General features: G+C 61.1%; 18 protein-coding genes. 11 read left to right on the top strand and 7 right to left on the bottom strand.

The window, feature by feature from the left end; all coding sequences use genetic code 11:
• The first annotated feature begins 19 nt into the window (after nucleotides 1-19).
• The 8 genes from ACIQUH_RS25485 (at nucleotide 20) to ACIQUH_RS25450 (ending at nucleotide 9,697) form a co-directional block, all read left to right on the top strand.
• Nucleotides 20-1,615, top strand: coding sequence for a GMC family oxidoreductase (locus tag ACIQUH_RS25485; RefSeq protein WP_400820453.1), 1,596 nt, complete (start codon nucleotides 20-22; stop codon nucleotides 1,613-1,615).
• A gap of 13 nt (nucleotides 1,616-1,628) precedes the next feature.
• Nucleotides 1,629-2,513, top strand: a complete 885-nt coding sequence (gene mmsB, locus ACIQUH_RS25480) for a 3-hydroxyisobutyrate dehydrogenase (RefSeq protein ID WP_400820419.1) — start codon at nucleotides 1,629-1,631, stop codon at nucleotides 2,511-2,513.
• Nucleotides 2,510-4,465, top strand: coding sequence for an acetoacetate--CoA ligase (locus ACIQUH_RS25475; protein ID WP_400820417.1), 1,956 nt, complete (start codon nucleotides 2,510-2,512; stop codon nucleotides 4,463-4,465). The genes mmsB and ACIQUH_RS25475 overlap by 4 nt, the downstream gene beginning before the upstream one ends.
• Nucleotides 4,466-4,469: 4 nt before the next feature.
• A complete protein-coding gene (locus ACIQUH_RS25470; RefSeq protein WP_400820415.1) occupies nucleotides 4,470-5,255 on the top strand; it encodes a 3-hydroxybutyrate dehydrogenase in 786 nt (261 codons plus the stop codon).
• 119 nt (nucleotides 5,256-5,374) lie between these two features.
• The gene (locus ACIQUH_RS25465; protein WP_400820413.1) at nucleotides 5,375-6,418 is read left to right on the top strand and encodes a helix-turn-helix domain-containing protein; all 1,044 of its coding nucleotides are present in this window, start codon (nucleotides 5,375-5,377) and stop codon (nucleotides 6,416-6,418) included.
• Between the two features lie 32 nt (nucleotides 6,419-6,450).
• On the top strand, nucleotides 6,451-6,840 hold the full coding sequence (locus tag ACIQUH_RS25460; RefSeq protein WP_400820410.1) for a hypothetical protein: 390 nt from the start codon (nucleotides 6,451-6,453) through the stop codon (nucleotides 6,838-6,840).
• Nucleotides 6,841-6,915: 75 nt separating this feature from the next.
• The gene (locus ACIQUH_RS25455; RefSeq protein WP_400820408.1) at nucleotides 6,916-7,257 is read left to right on the top strand and encodes a hypothetical protein; all 342 of its coding nucleotides are present in this window, start codon (nucleotides 6,916-6,918) and stop codon (nucleotides 7,255-7,257) included.
• 103 nt (nucleotides 7,258-7,360) lie between these two features.
• Nucleotides 7,361-9,697 (top strand): glucose/quinate/shikimate family membrane-bound PQQ-dependent dehydrogenase, encoded by a 2,337-nt coding sequence (locus ACIQUH_RS25450; RefSeq protein WP_400820405.1) that lies wholly within the window; start codon nucleotides 7,361-7,363, stop codon nucleotides 9,695-9,697.
• Nucleotides 9,698-9,765: 68 nt separating this feature from the next.
• On the opposite strand, the gene ACIQUH_RS25445 is transcribed toward ACIQUH_RS25450, so the two are convergent.
• Nucleotides 9,766-10,266 carry a ferritin-like domain-containing protein gene (locus tag ACIQUH_RS25445; protein WP_400820403.1) on the bottom strand — a complete coding sequence of 167 codons (501 nt, stop codon included), beginning with the start codon at nucleotides 10,264-10,266 and terminating at the stop codon, nucleotides 9,766-9,768.
• Between the two features lie 172 nt (nucleotides 10,267-10,438).
• Here ACIQUH_RS25445 and ACIQUH_RS25440 point away from each other — a divergent pair, with 172 nt between their 5' ends.
• On the top strand, nucleotides 10,439-10,924 hold the full coding sequence (locus ACIQUH_RS25440; RefSeq protein ID WP_400820402.1) for an MgtC/SapB family protein: 486 nt from the start codon (nucleotides 10,439-10,441) through the stop codon (nucleotides 10,922-10,924).
• Nucleotides 10,925-10,930: 6 nt separating this feature from the next.
• On the opposite strand, the gene ACIQUH_RS25435 is transcribed toward ACIQUH_RS25440, so the two are convergent.
• From ACIQUH_RS25435 to ACIQUH_RS25410, 6 genes are all read right to left on the bottom strand, one after another.
• Entirely contained in the window at nucleotides 10,931-12,157 is a 1,227-nt protein-coding gene (locus ACIQUH_RS25435; protein WP_400820401.1) for an NAD(P)/FAD-dependent oxidoreductase, read from the bottom strand.
• A gap of 19 nt (nucleotides 12,158-12,176) precedes the next feature.
• Nucleotides 12,177-12,587, bottom strand: a complete 411-nt coding sequence (locus ACIQUH_RS25430) for a TIGR02588 family protein (RefSeq protein ID WP_400820400.1) — start codon at nucleotides 12,585-12,587, stop codon at nucleotides 12,177-12,179.
• A gap of 7 nt (nucleotides 12,588-12,594) precedes the next feature.
• Nucleotides 12,595-13,455 (bottom strand): TIGR02587 family membrane protein, encoded by an 861-nt coding sequence (locus ACIQUH_RS25425; protein WP_400820398.1) that lies wholly within the window; start codon nucleotides 13,453-13,455, stop codon nucleotides 12,595-12,597.
• 53 nt (nucleotides 13,456-13,508) lie between these two features.
• Nucleotides 13,509-13,949, bottom strand: coding sequence for a PPC domain-containing DNA-binding protein (locus tag ACIQUH_RS25420; RefSeq protein ID WP_400820396.1), 441 nt, complete (start codon nucleotides 13,947-13,949; stop codon nucleotides 13,509-13,511).
• 62 nt (nucleotides 13,950-14,011) lie between these two features.
• Nucleotides 14,012-14,572 (bottom strand): type 1 glutamine amidotransferase domain-containing protein, encoded by a 561-nt coding sequence (locus tag ACIQUH_RS25415; protein WP_400820395.1) that lies wholly within the window; start codon nucleotides 14,570-14,572, stop codon nucleotides 14,012-14,014.
• Between the two features lie 18 nt (nucleotides 14,573-14,590).
• The gene (locus tag ACIQUH_RS25410; protein WP_400820393.1) at nucleotides 14,591-14,824 is read right to left on the bottom strand and encodes a hypothetical protein; all 234 of its coding nucleotides are present in this window, start codon (nucleotides 14,822-14,824) and stop codon (nucleotides 14,591-14,593) included.
• A 292-nt stretch (nucleotides 14,825-15,116) separates the two neighbouring features.
• Here ACIQUH_RS25410 and ACIQUH_RS25405 point away from each other — a divergent pair, with 292 nt between their 5' ends.
• Entirely contained in the window at nucleotides 15,117-15,947 is an 831-nt protein-coding gene (locus ACIQUH_RS25405; RefSeq protein WP_400820392.1) for an N-formylglutamate amidohydrolase, read from the top strand.
• A complete protein-coding gene (locus tag ACIQUH_RS25400) occupies nucleotides 15,944-17,821 on the top strand; it encodes a flavohemoglobin expression-modulating QEGLA motif protein (protein WP_400820450.1) in 1,878 nt (625 codons plus the stop codon). The genes ACIQUH_RS25405 and ACIQUH_RS25400 overlap by 4 nt, the downstream gene beginning before the upstream one ends.
• The last annotated feature ends 9 nt before the right edge of the window (nucleotides 17,822-17,830 follow it).

Genomic DNA, 17,830 nt, shown 5'->3' with positions numbered 1-17,830 from the left:
GTGGCGCATGGAGAACAGCATGGGCGAATATGACTATATCGTCATCGGAGCGGGGAGTGCCGGATGCGTTCTCGCCAACCGCCTTTCGAAAGATCCGAACAACCGCGTGCTGCTTCTGGAAGCGGGCGGCAACGACAATTACCACTGGATCCATATTCCGGTCGGTTATCTCTATTGCATCAATAATCCGCGCACCGACTGGTGTTTCAAGACGGCGGAAGAGCCGGGGCTTAACGGCCGCGCGCTGATCTATCCGCGCGGCAAGGTTCTGGGCGGCTGCTCCTCCATCAATGGCATGATCTACATGCGCGGTCAGGCGCGCGATTACGATATGTGGCGGCAGCTCGGCTGCGAGGGCTGGGGCTGGAACGATATCCTGCCCTATTTCCTGAAGTCGGAGGATTTTTATCGCGGTAAAAGCGACCTGCATTCCGCCGGCGGCGAATGGCGGGTGGAAAAGGCGCGGGTGCGCTGGGATGTGCTGGATGCCTTCCAGAAAGCAGCGGGTGAAGCCGGCATTCCCGCGACCGATGATTTCAACCGGGGCGACAATGAGGGTGCGGGTTATTTCGACGTCAACCAGCGCTCGGGCTGGCGCTGGAACACGGCAAAGGCGTTTCTGAAACCGGCACTCGGGCGCAAGAACCTGACGGTTCTCACCAAGGCGCACGTCAAGCGTCTCATCATCGAAGAGGGCCGCGTTACGGGTGTCGAGTTCCACCATGACGGCGTCCTGAAAAAGATGCGGGCGCGGCGCGAGACGGTGCTGTCCGCAGGCGCGATCGGCTCGCCGCATGTTCTGGAGCTTTCCGGCGTTGGCCGTGGCGATGTGCTTCAGGCCGCCGGCATCGACACCGTGGCTGAGGTTCAGGGCGTGGGCGAGAACCTGCAGGACCATCTGCAATTGCGCATGGTCTACAAGGTCTCCGGCGTCCTGACGCTGAATGAACGGGCCTCGACCCTGTTCGGCAAGGCGAGGATCGGCCTTGAATATGCGCTGACGCGCTCCGGGCCGATGTCGATGGCGCCAAGCCAGCTCGGTGTTTTCACCCGCTCCTCGCCGGAAAAGGAAACCGCCGATCTGGAATATCATGTCCAGCCGGTTTCGCTCGACAAGTTCGGTGATCCGGTTCACACTTTTCCGGCCATTACCGCAAGTGTCTGCAATCTGCGGCCGGAAAGCCGGGGCTCAGTGCATGTGAAAGGACCGGATTTCGCCATGCAGCCGGAAATCCGCCCGAACTATCTTTCCACCGAAGGCGACCGGCAGGTGGCCATCGATGCGATGCGGCTGACGCGCCGCATTGTCGCCCAGCCGGCGTTTTCCCGCTTCAACCCGCAGGAATACCGGCCCGGCCCATCCTTCGAAAACGACAATGATCTCGCCAAGGCGGCGGGCGATATCGGCACCACCATCTTCCATCCCGTCGGCACGTTGCGCATGGGGTCGGATGTGGAGAGCGTTGTCGATAACAGGTTGAAATTCCGCAGGCTCGCCGGGCTGCGCGTCGCCGACGCCTCGGTGATGCCGCGCATCACTTCCGGAAACACCAATTCCCCGACGATCATGATCGCCGAAAAGGCCGCGGACATGATCCTTGCGGATAATCGCTGAAAGGAGCGCACCGATGAAGACCGTCGCTTTTCTCGGGCTGGGACATATGGGCCTGCCGATGGCCGCCAATCTCGTCAAGGCGGGTTATACCGTCAGGGGATATGATCTCGCCGACGCCTGCCGTACGGCGGCGAAAGAGGCCGGCATTCCCGTGGCATTGGATTCTGCCGAAGCAACGGACGCGGCGGATGTGATCATCACCATGCTGCCCAAGGGCGAACATGTCGTTGCGGTCTATGGCGATCTGGTTCGAAAGGTATCTGCCGGAACGCTTCTCATCGATTGCTCGACAGTGGATATGGAAAGCGCGCTGAAAGCGCATGAGCTGGCCGCTTCCGCCGGTTGCCCCTCGGTCGATGCGCCCGTTTCCGGCGGAACCGGCGGGGCTGCCGCCGGCACCCTGACCTTCATGTGCGGCGGCGAGCCTGAGGCCTTTTCGGCGGCAAAACCGGTACTGGAGGCGATGGGCAAGAAGATCGTGCATTGCGGCAGGGGCGGTAACGGTCAGGCGGCGAAGATCTGCAACAACATGATTCTCGGCATTTCCATGATCGCCGTTTCCGAAGCTTTCGTGCTGGGCGAAAAACTCGGGCTCTCGCATCAGGCGCTGTTCGATGTCGCCTCCACCTCTTCGGGGCAATGCTGGTCGCTCACCACCTATTGCCCGGTGCCGGGACCGGTGCCGACATCGCCCGCCAACAAGGATTATCAACCCGGCTTTGCGGCGGCCTTGATGCTCAAGGATCTGAAGCTTTCGCAGGAGGCGGCGAATGGAGCCGGAGCCTCCACTCCCCTCGGTGCCGCGGCAGCGTCGCTTTATGAGAATTTCGTCGACGAGGGGAGCGGCGGGCGCGATTTCTCCGCCATCGTGGAAATGCTGCGCGGGGGCAAAGCATGACGGACGCCGCGCCATCCGACATCTTATGGGTACCGCCTGAGAAGAGGCGGGAGCGCTCGGCGCTTTTCTCCTTCGCGACGAAAACGGCAAAGCTGCACGGGCAGGCCGCCGATGATTATGCCGGGCTGCTGCGCTGGTCCATCAACGCGCCGGATGAGTTTTACGATGCGCTGTGGGATGAACTCGGGATCATTGGCACTCGCGGCGACACGGCGTTCAAACCGGGCGCGACGATCCGGGATGCCGAATTCTATCCGGGCGCAAGGCTCAATTATGCCGAAAACCTGCTGCGCGATGCCGACGAGCGGCTGGCCATCATCGCCCATCGCGACGACGGCACAAGGCGCGAGATTACCCGCAGGCAGCTTTACGACGAAGTGTCCCGCATGGTGCAGGCGCTCGTTCATGCTGGCGTGAAGGAGGGCGACCGCGTCGGGGCCATCGTCACCCATGATATCGAGGCGATCGTCAGCTATCTGGCTGTCAGCGCCATCGGGGCGATCTGGTCGTCCTGCTCGCCGGATTTCGGCCCTGCCGGCGCCTCCGATCGCCTGTCGCAGATCGACCCGAAAATCCTCATCGCTGTGCCGGAATATGGTTATGCCGGCAAGCGCATCGATGTCGCTCCGACCATCCGCTTCGTCGCGGAAAGTGCGGCTCCCGAAAAGATCGTGCTGATCGGTGATACCGTTCCCGAAAGCCTCGCCGATCTCGGCTGCGTGACGCTTGCGGATTTCGTCGCGCCCTATGCGGCGGGCGAGATTGCCTTCAACCGTCTTCCCGTCAAGGCGCCGCTGGCGATCCTTTATTCCTCGGGCACGACAGGCAAGCCGAAATGCATCACCCATTCCGGCGGCGGCCTGCTTCTTCAGCATATGAAGGAGCAAAAGCTGCAATGCGATATTGAGGAGGGGGAGCGCTTTTTCTATTTCACCACCTGCGGCTGGATGATGTGGAACTGGCAGGTCTCCGGCCTGGCGCTCGGCGCGACGCTCGTCACCTATGACGGCAATCCCGGTTATCCGACGCCCGCGCGGCTGATCGATCTCATCGATGCCGAACGGATCGCGACCTTTGGAACCTCGGCGAAGTTCATCGACGCCTGCCTCAAAGCCGGGCTGAAGCCGCGTGAAAGCCACGATCTTTCATCGCTGAGGACAATTCTCTCCACCGGCTCGCCGCTCATCCCGCAATCCTTCGATTATATCTATCGCGACTGGAAGGCCGATGTACATCTTGCCTCGATTTCCGGCGGCACGGATATCTGCGCCTGTTTCCTCGGCGGCAACCCGCTGCAGCCGGTGCATCGCGGCGAATTGCAGGGCGCGATGCTCGGCATGGATATCGACACGCTGGATGATGAGGGCCGTTCGGTTCGCGGCGTTGCCGGCGAACTCGTCTGCCGCAATGCGCATCTCTCCATGCCGGTAAAGTTCTGGGGCGATGAGGATGGTTCCCGGTATCAGGCCGCCTATTTCGACCGGTTTCCGGGCATATGGGCCCATGGCGATTTTGCCGAACTGCGCCCCTCCGGCGGATATGTCATCCATGGCCGTTCGGACACGACGCTCAATCCCGGCGGGGTTCGCATCGGCACGGCGGAAATCTACCGGCAGGTGGAAACCGTGCCCGAAGTCGAGGAGGCCATTGCCGTGGGGCAGGATATAGACGGCGACCAGCGGGTCATCCTCTTCCTGCGCATGAAGGGCGGCGCGGTCTTGACGGAAGAGCTGGAAAAAACCATCCGCAGCCGCATCCGTTCCGGCGCCACGCCGCGGCATGTGCCGGCAAGGATCATTGCCGTCAGCGCCATTCCCCGCACCCGTTCGGGCAAGATTTCCGAAATCGCGGTGCGCGATACCATCCATGGCCGGCCGGTGAAGAATGCCGATGCGCTCGCCAATCCAGAAGCGCTCGAACTTTTCCGCAACCTGCCCCAGCTGAAGGACTAGGCCGATGGAGGATCAACCGAAAATCGTGCTGGTCACGGGCTCCACCAGCGGCATCGGGCTTGCCATCGCCAAGCGGTTCGCCGAGGCGGGATTTCTGGTCGCGGTGCATGGCATAGAGACGGCGGAGGAGGCGACGCAGGCGCTGGAGGCGGTCGCGAAGGTGGCGCGGCACAGGCCGGTCTATTTTTCCGCCAACCTCGCCAATTATGATGAAAGCGCCCATCTGCCGGAAACAGTTATCGCTGAACTCGGTCATATCGACGTGCTGGTCAACAATGCCGGCATTCAGAAGGTCGCGCCGATCGACGAGTTCGATTTCACCGATTTCTCCCGCATTGTCGCCATCTCGCTCGACAGCGCCTTTCACACCATCCACGCGGCCCTGCCGGGCATGAAGGAACGGGGCTGGGGCCGCATCGTCAATATCGCCTCCGCCCACGGCCTGCGCGCTTCGCCCTTCAAGGGGCCTTATGTCGCGACCAAACATGCGGTGGTGGGCCTGACGAAAAGCGTGGCGCTGGAAGTGGCCGAACTCGGCATTACCTGCAACGCCATCTGCCCCGGTTACGTCTGGACGCCGCTTGTCGCCGCCCAGGTTGCCGATCAGGCGCGCGTGCATGGCATGAGCGAGGAGGATGTGGTGAAAAAGGTGATGCTGGCGCCGCAGCCTACCAGACGGTTTGTGCAACCGGAAGAAGTGGCGGAAATGGCGCTTTATCTCTCCGGCGATATGGCGCGCTCCATCACCGGCACGACCATCTCCATCGATGGCGGCTGGACCGCGAAATAATCTTGGCGCACCCGCCTCCAGCGAACCATCTCGCTGGCATCCGGCATTGTTAGGCGATTTCAATCCTGTATAGTTTTCGTGGACGGCGGGGGTCAGCGCCGTGTTCACGGAAAAACGGTGTGATGAACACAGGGTCTTTTGAAGCGCCGCTGGCGCGCTCGCGCTTCGATACGCGCCAGATGCCGAAACGCGATGCCATGGCGCTGTGGCGGGATTCGATCAACGTGCTTTTCGATGCCCGCCTGCGGCGCTCGCAGGATGACGGTTTCTTCGCCAGCGTGGACGCCGCTTTCATCGGCAATGTCGCGCTCGGCCGCACCCAGTCCTCGGCGCAGGATTTCGACCGTTCGCGCCACAAGCTTGCCCGCGACGGCATGGACGGTTTTCTCCTGCAATTTTATGCCAGCGGACAAAGCATGTCGCGGCGCGGATCGGGCGAGACCGCGGGCCCCGGCGACCTCTATCTCATCGACATGGCGCAACCGTTGGCCACCGCCACGACCGACCACGATCATCTCAGCCTCGTCGTGCCGCGCCGGCTGCTGGAAGGCAGGCTTCTCGGTTCCGGCAACCATCACGAACGGGTGCTGCCGGCCGGTCTGCCACTGGTATCGCTGCTGCGCGAAACGATGACGAGCATCTATCGCCATTTCGACATCATGAATGCCGGCGAGGGTGCTGCCACGGTCTCGCCGCTTCTGGAACTTGCCGCAGCCGCCATCAACAATCATGTCGGGCACGACAATGCGCAGGGTGTGCAGCGGGCGCTCAGGGCATCCATCCGGCGTTACATCGACAATCATCTTCTCGATCCGGCCCTCTCGGTGGAGAAGGTCATGGGTGAGTTTGGCGTATCCCGGCGCACCGTCTACCGGCTCTTTGAGTCGCTGGGCGGGTTTTCGGCCTGCATTACCCATCGGCGTCTTGAACGCGCGATGGATTTTCTGCGGGCGCCACAATCGGCGCATATGACGATTGCCGAGGTGGCGGCGTCCTATGGTTTCACCAATCCGGAAAATTTCAGCCGCGTTTTCAAGAGGACCTTCGGCCTTTCGCCGCGCCAGATGCGGCATTTCGCGTTGGAAAGCCGTGACGTCACGTCGGATATTCTGAAGCCGGATAGCGCCGAATGGACACGCTGGATCGTGCAGCTCGGCCGCTGATCACGCCTGGTCGGGCGTCGATCTGACACTTTATGACGGTTTCTTGGCACAATTCGACCATTCGCTGCGGTTGCGCCGCAACGGGGATGCGCCTGTCCTCCAGACGTGCCAAACAGGAGACGTTATTTTTATCGATATATTGCCTGACAATCATGATGCTGAAAATTCCTGCTTTTCTCGACCTGTGGCGTGGATGGCGCCATGCGGTGAAAAAATACCTTTCCTTTTCCGGTGCCGGATTTCATGCGGCGGCATCGCCCCTGTCTTCGGCGAATTCCGACAACCTCCCGGACGACCCATGGGAAACGGATGAAGCACGCCCGCCGGTCTCCTGGCTTGGTCTCGGGCAAAGCTTCAGCGCGGTGGATGTGGCAGGCTGCGACGGCTCAGAGAGGTCTCGGTTACCGGCCGAGTGCGGCTAAAGTCGTTCTCCGGCAATCTGGAACAAAACCCTGACCCCGGGGATTAGATCAATAGGGTCACAGGGAGTGAAAGACATGGCCAGAGAAAATGCCAGCTATCTCGACGGTCGGGATGCTCACAAAAGCGAAACGGCAACGCGTGCGCGGCAGGGATCGCGCGGACGCCCGGTCCTTGTCATTCTGATCGTCAGCGTGCTTCTTGCATTGGTGGTTTGGGCCGTTGTCGAATATTCGGTTTTCGAACCCGACGAAAACCTGCCGCAGAACCCGCAGACCGAGACTGCGCCCGTGCCGCAGCAGCCGTCCGGATCCGGAAGCTTCGACAACAATCCGGCGAATGGCCGCGCCCAACCGCCGGCATCGACGGAAACCAATCCCGCGCCGCAGGATTCCACCGGAGCGCCACAAAACCCGTGACCACCATGACGTGAATTTTTTTCGCGATCATGATGATTTCCATGGAACCAGATCGCGCCCGATTTCATTTCACGCAAAGTGACAGGAATCGGGGGTTTCATTCATGGCAGTCACCGTCACTGCAGTTGTTCTCACACTGATCGGTCTTGCGCTGTTCGGTTTCGGCTCTCAGCTCGTCATGCTGGGCGGGAGCTTTTATTACGTGCTTTCCGGACTGGCCTTTCTTTTGACGGCCATTCTGCTGTTCAAGCGCAATCGCGCAGCTCTTCACGTCTATGCCGTCTTCATTGTCGCGACGCTCGCCTGGGCCGTCTGGGAAGTCGGCTTCGACTGGTGGCAGCTTGGCCCGCGCGGCGGCATCATCATTCTCATCGGCCTCTGGCTTCTGGTTCCATGGGTCAGAAAGCCGCTCGGTTTTGCGAGCCCGACCGGGCTTAGCTACGGCCCGAATGCCTGGCCGCTTGCGCTCTCCGTCGTCGCCTCGATCGTCGTGGCCGGATATTCCATGGCGCAGGATCCGCACGAAATGGCAGGTTCGCTGCCCCAGGAAACGGCCTCCGCCACGCCCGCCTATGGCGGCAATGTGCCTGACGGTGACTGGCATCAATATGGCCGTACGCCCTATGGTCAACGTTATTCGCCGTTGACCCAGGTCAATGTCGACAACGTCTCCCAGCTCAAGGAAGCCTGGCGTTACCAGACGGGGGATGTGAAGCTGCCTGATGATATCGGTGAAACCACCTATCAGGTGACGCCGCTCAAGGTCGGCAACACGCTTTATATCTGCACGCCGCATAATTGGGCGATTGCCATCGATGCCGCCACCGGCAAGGAAAAGTGGAAATACGACCCGAATGTCGGTCTCAATGCGGACCGCCAGCACCAGACATGCCGCGGTGTTTCCTATTATGCCGAACCGAATGCCGCGCCGGGCACGGCCTGCGCCGAACGTGTCTATTTGCCGACCTCGGATGCGCGGCTGATCGCGCTTGACGCCGCCACCGGCCAGGTCTGCACGTCCTTTGCCGATCAGGGTGTGCTGCATCTTGAGCAGGGCATGAAATACAATCCCGCCGGCTATTATTATTCGACCTCGCCCCCCGTCATCGTGGCGGGCAAGATCATCATCGGCGGCGCGGTGAACGACAATTATTCCACGCAGGAACAGTCCGGCGTCATTCGCGCTTTCGACGTGAACAGCGGCGCGCTCGTCTGGAACTGGGATTCCGGCAATCCGGCGAAAACCGAACCGATTGCGGCGGGTGAAACCTATACCACCAATTCGCCCAACAGCTGGTCGGTCTTCAGTTATGACGAAGGCCTCGGCCTCGTTTATATCCCGCTCGGCAATCAGGTGCCGGATCAGCTCGGCATGGGCCGCAGCGAGAATGTGGAGAAATATTCCTCCTCCATCGTCGCGCTCGATATCAATACCGGCAAGGATCGCTGGGTGCGCCAGACGGTTCATCACGATCTCTGGGACATGGATGTGCCGGCCCAGCCGGTGCTGCTCGATATCACCAAGGACGGCCAGACCGTGCCGGCGCTGGTCGGCCCCACCAAGCAGGGCGATATCTACGTTCTCGACCGGCGCACCGGCGAGCCCCTTCTGCCGATCACCGAAGAGCCCGCGCCGGGCGGTGCGATCCCGGAGGACTTCACCTCCCCGACGCAGCCGACGACGGCCCTGTCCTTCAAGCCGGAGCCATTGCAGGAAAAGGACATGTGGGGCGTCTCCATGTTCGACCAGCTCGCCTGCCGCATCCGCTTCCATCAGCTGAACTACAAGGGCCGTTACACGCCGCCTTCGCTCAACGGCTCGATCATCTATCCCGGCAATTTCGGCACCTTCAACTGGGGCAGCGTGGCGGTCGATCCCGAACGACAGGTCATGTTCGGCATGCCGACCTATCTCGCCTTCACCTCGCAGCTCGTGCCGCGTCCCGACATTCCGCCGAAGGGTCAGGACGAAAAAGGTAGCGAACAGGGCCTGAACCGCAATGACGGCGCGCCCTATGGGGTGTTCATGGGTCCCTTCCTCGGTCCGCTGCAGATTCCCTGCCAGGCGCCGCCATGGGGTTATGTCGCGGGTGCGGATCTGCGCACGGGTGATATCGCCTACAAGCACAAGAACGGCACGGTCTATGACATGACGCCGCTGCCCTTGCCCTTCAAGGTGGGTGTGCCGGGCATTGGCGGGCCGATGATCACCAAGGGCGGCGTGGCCTTCCTCGGTGCTGCCGTCGACAACTACCTGCGCGCCTATGACCTGACCACCGGCAAGCAGCTTTGGGAAGCGCGCCTGCCGGCCGGCGGCCAGGCAACGCCAATGACCTATGCGCTGGATGGCGGCAAGCAATATGTGGTGATGGTTGCGGGTGGTCACGGCTCCGTTGGAACCAAGCCGGGCGATTATGTGATCGCCTATACCCTGCCGTAACTTCGGCAGGTTTCAAGACACAGAAAAACCGGAATGGGCGACCATTCCGGTTTTTGTCGAGGAGGGTGTTACGCCGCCTTTTTTTCGGCGGCAGCGTTAACCGAAGTCTTGGCGAGCACGGTCAGCGCATCGTCGGTCTTGGCCTCTTCCTTGAGCGTGGCGTCCAGCAGCGAAACCGCCTTGGTGTGGCCCAGCTTTTCCGCCCAGGCCTTCAGCGTGCCGTAGCGGGCGATCTCATAGTGTTCGACCGCCTGTGCCGACGAAACGAGACCGGCATCGAGGGCGGGCGTGCCTTTGAAGTCCTCCATGATTTCCTCGCCTTCGGCGATGATGCCCTGAATGGCTTCGCAGGTCTTGCCCTGCGCCCGCTTGCCAATGATCTCGAACACTTCCTGCAGGCGTTCGACGTGGCCCTGCGTTTCTTCCTTGTGCTTTTCAAAGGCCTGTTTCAGCTTCGGGTCGGTCGCTGCCCGCGCCATTTTCGGCAGGGCTTTCAGGATCTGCCTCTCGGCGTAATAGATATCCTTCAGCGTATCGTAAAACAGGTCGTCGAGTTTCTTCTCGGCCATTGGTCCTTCTCCCATGTGTGAAATTGCATGATGTGCGCCCATGCGCACGGGAGACAAACCCTTTGCTCCGCCCATGGTTCCGGCTCGGTTGCGCGCAACGTTTATATTGCCGCGCGGAACCAACACGCCTCTCCAAACTTAGTGTGAAGAAATTTCGGGAGGAGACGCGACAGTGCCCCAGAGCCTTGCAGAAGAATTTTCCATGAATATTTCCATCCCCTTCGAGGTGCTCCTGGTGCGGGTGTTCGGCGCGGTCATCCTGTGCGGGCTGATCGGTCTGGAGCGGGAGTTTCACAAGAACACGGCCGGCCTGCGCACCAACATGCTGATCGGCCTTGCCGCCGTCACCTTCTGCGTCATCACCATTCACATGATGGAGACGATGGCGGAAGGCCATGAGGCCGCACGGCTCGATCCCATCCGGCTGGTGGAGGCCGTGACGGCGGGCATCGCCTTTCTTGCGGCGGGTGTGGTCGTTTATACCAGAGGCGATGTCAAAGGCCTGACGACGGGCGCCAGCATGTGGCTTTCGGCGGCAATCGGCCTCTCGGCCGGTCTTGGCATGTGGCCGCTTGCCCTTCTTGCTGCGGGAATGGGCATTGTCGTCTTGTGGACGCTCCGCCGCATACAGGTGGCGGCGGGCATCAAGGAGGAATGAACGACATCAGCTGAAACGGAAAAGATCGGCATCGGGGTCCTTGCCGCCATTGACGGCGGCGGCCACGATTTCAGCGGCGATCTGGCTGAAGGTGATGCCGTTGCCGCCGAAACCCATCACGGCATAGACGTTGTTCATTCCGGGCACCGCGCCAATCAGCGGCAGGCCGGTGGTGGTCGTGCCGAAGGCCGCCGCCCAGCGATATTCCGGTTTTCCCATATCGATGCCGAGAAGCTTCTCGATCTTGCGGCGGATCGTCTCGGCCTTGGCGGCGAGCTTGCGCTCCGACTGGTAGGCGGTGGGGTTTTCCTCGTCCTCGCCTCCGGCAATCATCCGCCCCTCGCGGTCGGTGCGCAGGTAGAGATAGGGATCGGACGCCTCCCAGACGATATGGTTCTCCAGCCAGTCGGGCAGGTCGAGCCCCTTTCTGCTCGCCAGCGCCCAGGTGGAAATGATCTGGTGCTTCGGGCTCTCCAGCATTTTCAGGAATTCATAGCCGGTGCAGAAAACGACATTGCGTGCGGAAAGGATTTTGCCGCCGGCGGTCGCAAGGACAACCTCGTCGCCGAGGTTCCTGAGATCGGTGATCTCAAGCTGCGAGACGATTTCGGCGCCGGCGCCCGCCGTGTGGCGCAGCAGGCCAGCGGTCAGCTGTGCGGGATTGGCAGAGGCCGAAATATCGCTGAGGATGGCCGCGGTCCGGTGCAAGCCGTATTGATCTCTCAGTTCCGCAGCGGTGAGAAAGCGGGCCTCGATGCCCGCTTCCTCACGGGCTGCCGCTTCGGCCTTCAGCGCGCGCGATCCCATTTCGTCTCCCGCCAGATAAAGGGCCTGTTTGCGCCTCATGCTGCAGGAGATGCCGAGCGAAGAAACGATTTCCTCCAACCGCAGGACGGCGCGGGCGGAACGCTGCCATGCCCTGTCGGCCGCATCCGTGCCGATCATCTTTCTGAGCTGTGTCAGCGGCGTGTCGATTTCATGCTGGATCATCGCGGTGCTGGCGACGCTGCTGCCCATCACCGGCTCGCGCCGGTCGACGATCAGCATGGATTGACCCGGCCGTTGCAGGGCATGGGACACCAGCGCGCCGCTGATACCGGCGCCGACCACGATCGTGTCGTAATGGTCGGCCTCCGGCGTCTGCCTGCTGCGGACGCCGATGCGGGGCGTGTCCGCCCACACGGGCTTTGAATCCCTGAGGTCGCGTTCTTTCGTCAGTTCCGATGTCGGCATGAAATCATCCTGAAAGGTCTCACGGCTCGGTATAGCCGGCGACATTGATGGTGAGCGTTGAGCTGCGGGGATCGTTGCGAAAGAAAAGCGTGCCGGTGTCGCGAGACTCCGAGGCGACGTAATCGAATGTCACATCGGCGCTCTCCAGCGTCGCGCCGTTTTGCTGCAGGTCGCCGCGCACCTGCACCTGCGCCGCCGTCGTCATGGAAAGGTTGCGGATATCGAACCGCACGCGATATTGCCCGGCCTGCGCCTCCACGCCGGTAACGGCGATTTCGAAGCGGGCATCCTCCGGCCTGTAGCGATAAATATCATAACCGATCCAGCCGAGCATGGCGGCGACAAGAAGTGTGCAGATGGCGCCCGTCAGCCATTCCACCCAGTGGGGCTCGGGGCTTTCCGTATGTTTGCGGCCCTTGGATATCGTCATCTTGACCTCACAGGATCAGCCGGGCAGAGGCCGCGCCGATCGAGGCGGGAACGCCGAGAATGACGGCGGCATTCATGATCTGCGACAGCGAGGTGTGGTCGAGGCGCTCGAAGGTCCAGAGCGTATAGATGCTGATGGCGATGGCGATGACATAGCCGGGCAGGGTGAAGCGGATAAAGGATTGCCACCACTTCTGCCCTTCGTGCAACTGATGCGAGCCCTTGAAGTGAAGCGCATAAACGAAGCCATGCATGATGGCGATCGACAGCAGGCAAAGCGCCAGAATGTGGTAGGGCGTCACCTTGTAGGCGATCAGGATCATTTCTTCCGTCGGCGCAACATTGAGGCTGAGGAAGAGCGCGCCGACCACCATCATGAACAATTCGTGCAGATAACCCGTCTCGCCGGAATATTCGCCTTCCTCTTCATCCTCCGCATCGGAATGCTGACCGAGCTGGCTGCGTCCGAGCAATGCGCCGATGCTGGCTGGAACGGATTGCAGGGCAATCTTGGCGACGATGTTGGAGGCGGTGATCTGGTGGTTCAGAATACCGAACAGCAGGAGCACGGCCGCGCTGACGGCGATGCCCAGCCCATAGGCCGTCATCGCGTCGCGCAGCGCCTGGCTCCAGGAGTGAACATTCTCGAAACCGATGCGGCGGGCGAGAAGCAACAGTAGCGGCAGGTTGAGGATGCAGAGCAGCAGAAGCCGCCAGGAATTGACGTAAAGGCCGAGAAACCACATTTCCATGGTCATCAGCATGGGCAGGGCAAACAGCAATGCGCCCGCCGTGCCGCGCGCGAGGCCGATCAGAAATTGCCCGACCTCGTCATCATCCGCATCTCTTCGATCGATCGCCGTCACCATGCCGCCCCCTGTCCAAAGCGATAACGCAATGGCGTTTTTCCGGTTCCGTGGGCTTATTTCGCGGGATCGATGAGAGCGATGCCGAATTCCGGGCGATAGCTGCGCCGCAATTCCGCAGGTGTTTCGCGGATGACGACTTCCAGCGTCGGTCGCACCACTCCTTTTAGAAAATGGCCACCCTTGGTGGAGCCATCGGCAAAGCCCAGAACCACATGCAGGTGCGGATTGGGCGTATCATTCTCGTCAAGGGTGATATCGCCGAGCAGACTCAGAACCTCGCTCTGGTCGGTGATCGGTATTTCCTTGTAGTCCCGCGTCGAAAGATCGAAAAAGGCGAGTGTTGCCGCGGCAAAGGCCCCGATCGCGGTAACCGAGGCGGCGTTGATGTTTTCGGCCTTGGCAAAGCGCCCGATGGCCTCGAAGGCTTCTTCCTCGGGATCAATGACGAGGATGAAGATGCGCTCCGCGCCGCTGGCCAGCAATCTGCTTTTCATGTCTTTCTCCCAAATAGAAGTGCCGCCGGGGAAACCGGCGGCACGGAAACATGGTGCGTGTCTTAAGCGGCGCGACGTTCGTGGCGGCCTTCCTCGACCTCTTCCACGATCTTGGCGACGAAGGCGTCGAGATCGTCAGGGCTGCGGGAGGTGATGATCCCCTTATCGGTGACCACTTTTTCATCCTTCCAGTTGGCGCCGGCATTCTTGAGGTCGGTCTTGATCGACCAATAGGAGGTGGCGTCGCGGCCACGCAGGGCATCCGCTTCGACAAGCAGCCATGGCGCGTGGCAGATGGCGGCCACCACCTTGCCGGATTTGACGAAATCACGCACCACCCGCATCGCATCCTCATCATGACGCAGGATATCCGGGTTGATCTGGCCGCCGGGAAGAACCAGCGCGTCAAAATCTTCCGTTTTTACGGCCTTGGCGGGAAGGTCGACGGCGATGCTGTCGCCCCAGTTCTTCTTGTCCCAGCTCTTGATCTCGCCCTCCTTGATGGAGGCGACCTTCACGTCCGCACCCCTGGCCTTCAACTGGTCATAGGGCACGCGCAATTCGGAACGCTCATAGCCGTCCGTTGCGAGAATGAGGATTTTCGCGGCGTTGATGGCAGTCATGTCTGTCTCCTTCTGGGTTCATTTGCCCTTGTCGGAATTCATGTCGGAATTCATGGAGGGCAGGAAAAATTCCACGTCCTTGAGCCGTTCCGCGTCGAGATTTTCGATGTGCGTTTGCCAGAACCGTTCGGCTTCCGCCGGTTCGTGCTGCCATTGGCGCACGAAGGTCTTGTTGTCGTCGATCATCACCTGACGCGTGCCGCCGAGACGCAGATATTCTTCCGCAAGTTTGCGTGTTTCGGTCTTTTCCATGTCGCGGCTCCTTGTGCGTGGAAAGCAGGAACGGAGGGGTGCCGGATGGGTAAGAAGCTCGGCTGCCATTTCGTTGGCCACCGGGAGAAAACGGAAAAATCCCGATGTTCTTCAGCGCCATCGCGTCCGTTTGACACGGCGGCCCCTCCTGCTGGAACAACGTGGGCTTTCCGGGATGGTTCCGCATTTTTTCCAGCGGCGTCATTGATGAGACCGAATGCATCGCGCGCAATTTTTTACCGGAACAAACGGGCATGTCCCGCTGTTTTATCCCCGATGCAGGGGAGGCAGCATGGCAGCCAGACAGAGCGACGGCGAATACCGCGGTAACAACGAAAACAAGGGTTTCTGGTCGATTGATTTCGGCAATTCACCTGTTATCGGCACGGCCATTCACGACGGTCATCGCATCAGACCGGACGTATCCGGGCTCATCGCCCTTTCCCCGGAACAGCGGCTGAGGGAGGAAGACCCTTTCACCGGTGAGATGATCGCGGGACTGACGAACCGTCTCGTTGTTCACCATTCGCGTTTCGAAATCGATCTCAACCGTGCGGCCGATCAGGCGATCTATCTGAAGCCGGAACAATCCTGGGGGCTTGAGGTCTGGAAAGAGGAGCCGGCCCCGGAAGCCATCCGGCAATCGCTCGATTTTCACGCCGATTATTATGCGATGCTGAAGACCGTGCTCTCTGCAATCGAAAGGCGGCACGGCGCCTTCGTGGTGCTGGATGTGCACAGCTATAATCATCGCCGGCAGGGCGCCGCCGCGCCGCCGACGGCACAGGCGGAGGCGCCCGATATCAATATCGGCACCTTTTCCATGGATCGCAGCCGCTGGGGCGATATCGTCAGCGCGGTCGGGCATCATTTCGCGTCAGCGACCATCGGCGGACGCCGCCTCGATGTTCGCGAGAACGTGGCGTTTCAGGGCAAGGGCGAGCAGACCCGTTTCATCCACGAAAGGTTCGCCGAAAATGGCTGCGCCATCGCAGTCGAGTTCAAGAAATTCTTCATGGATGAGTGGACGGGAAAGCCGGATGCGCGTGTGGTGGCGGATATTCGCCAAGCGATAACAGCACTCCAGCCGGTGCTCGAAGAGTGCCTGAGGTCGCGGCGATGAACCTCTCTTCCGCCCGCAGCGCACCGTCTCCCATCGCCGATCTGGCCGATGACGTCGTGTCCTGCCTCGAGGCGGGCAAGGCCATCCGGCGCGATCTCGGCAAAGACGGCCGTCTGCATATAGATAGGCCACTGCCATTTCTCTGCCTGCATCTGACAGGCGGCACGAAAAATCTCGCCGCCCGCGATATCGCCGCCGCTCATGCCTCCTATCTGATCGCGTCCACCATTCAGGAGGCGGCGCCGCTGATCGAGGCCGTTGGCACGGTCATGCGGCAGCGTTTCGGCGCCTTCATCGTCCTCGATATCGGCGAGCTGGAGCATGACATTCTTCTGGCCGACGATTCGCCTTTCCTGCCGCATTATGAGGTCTCCGTCTCGGCGACGGCTGAGCCCGAAACGCAGAATGCCCGCCGGGTCTTCATCAAGGCGGTCTGTGATGCTGAAGTGCGCTTTCGCACGCCGCGCATCACCCGGCCGGAGCCGGATGCCGATCCGGTTCTGCGCTTCAAGAAAGCCGGACTCGATTTTCCCTGCATCAGCGTGCGTTTTGCGCCGATCTACCGCCAGCCGGAATCCGGTGCGGATTATCCGGGCCTGCGGGTGACGATGATCGCCGATCTTTTCGATGCCGGCCTGCAGGCTTTTTCATCCTTCGCTTCGGGCAAGGACGCGCTCAAGGTCACCAGCCATCGGGCGCTGGGGCGCAAGGCCTTCGTCGATGCGGTCAGGCGCGCCGACCGGTCCGTCGACGATATTGTTTCATCCTTCGATTTTCTGCTTTCCGTCACGCCCATCAATGCCCGCCGGGCCTTCGAGGAGTTTCGTGATGGCGGCTTTCAGTTCGCGCCGCGCCTGCTTTACCGGCCGCTCGGCGTCGATGTCGAGGAGCAGAAACGCAAGCTTTATTCCGTCGTTTTCGATCATCTGGAAGACCCGGTGCTTTATAATCTCTACCGGGAGAAACAGCAGGAGATCGATCTGCAGCTGACGATGCTCGCCAATCTGCACCATCGCACCTTCACCGATTTTTCACGCGCCCTTTACGGCGCTGTCGAACCGGCCCTCCTTCAGCTGGCGCTGCGCGTGCTTGCGGATTGCCCGCGCGGGCAAGAGAGCGGCGAAATCGCCATGGTCGATTGCTACGCGGTCGCCAAGAAGTCGCGGGAGATGGTCGAGACCTATCTTGCGGAAGCCCCGGAATTCAAGGCTCGCGTCGAAATCCGCGACGACCTGCCGCCGGGCCTGATGGTGACGGGCGAGAAGCTTTTGATCTCCCGCCACACCGTCATGGAACAGCGCCGTGTCGAGGCGCTGCTGTCGCATGAGATCGGCGTGCATCTTCTCACCTATTTCAACGGCTCGTTTCAGGGGTTGCGTCTCTTCCGCACCGGCCTTTCCGGTTATGAGGGCGTGCAGGAGGGGCTCGCGGTGCTGGCGGAACATCTGGCCGGCGGCATGACGCGCGAGCGTCTGCGGCTGATCGCCGGCCGCGTCGTCGGCTGCGCCGCCATGCTGGATGGGGCAAGCTTCGTGGAGACCTTCCGCACCATGACCCGCGATCACGGTTTCGATGAGGCCGCCGCCTTCAACATGGTGCTGCGCATCTATCGCGGCGGCGGTCTTTCCAAGGATGCGATCTATCTGCGCGGGCTGGCCGAGGTGCTGGACCATCTGCGCAGGGGCGGGGCGCTCGATCCGTTCTGGATGGGCAAGATCGCCGCCGCGCATTTTCCTGTCATGCAGGAGCTTGCCCTGCGCGGCCTGCTTCGCCCGCCGGGTGTGAGACCCGCATTTCTGCTGCCCGCCAAGGCCAATGAGCGGCTGGAAAAAATACGGGCGGGATTATCCATTGCCGAACTGGCGACATTATAGGAGGGGCTT

Source organism: Agrobacterium sp. NPDC090283, assembly GCF_044769685.1.
Taxonomy (GTDB): Bacteria; Pseudomonadota; Alphaproteobacteria; order Rhizobiales; family Rhizobiaceae; genus Agrobacterium.
This window is presented reverse-complemented; position numbering and strand designations above follow the sequence as displayed.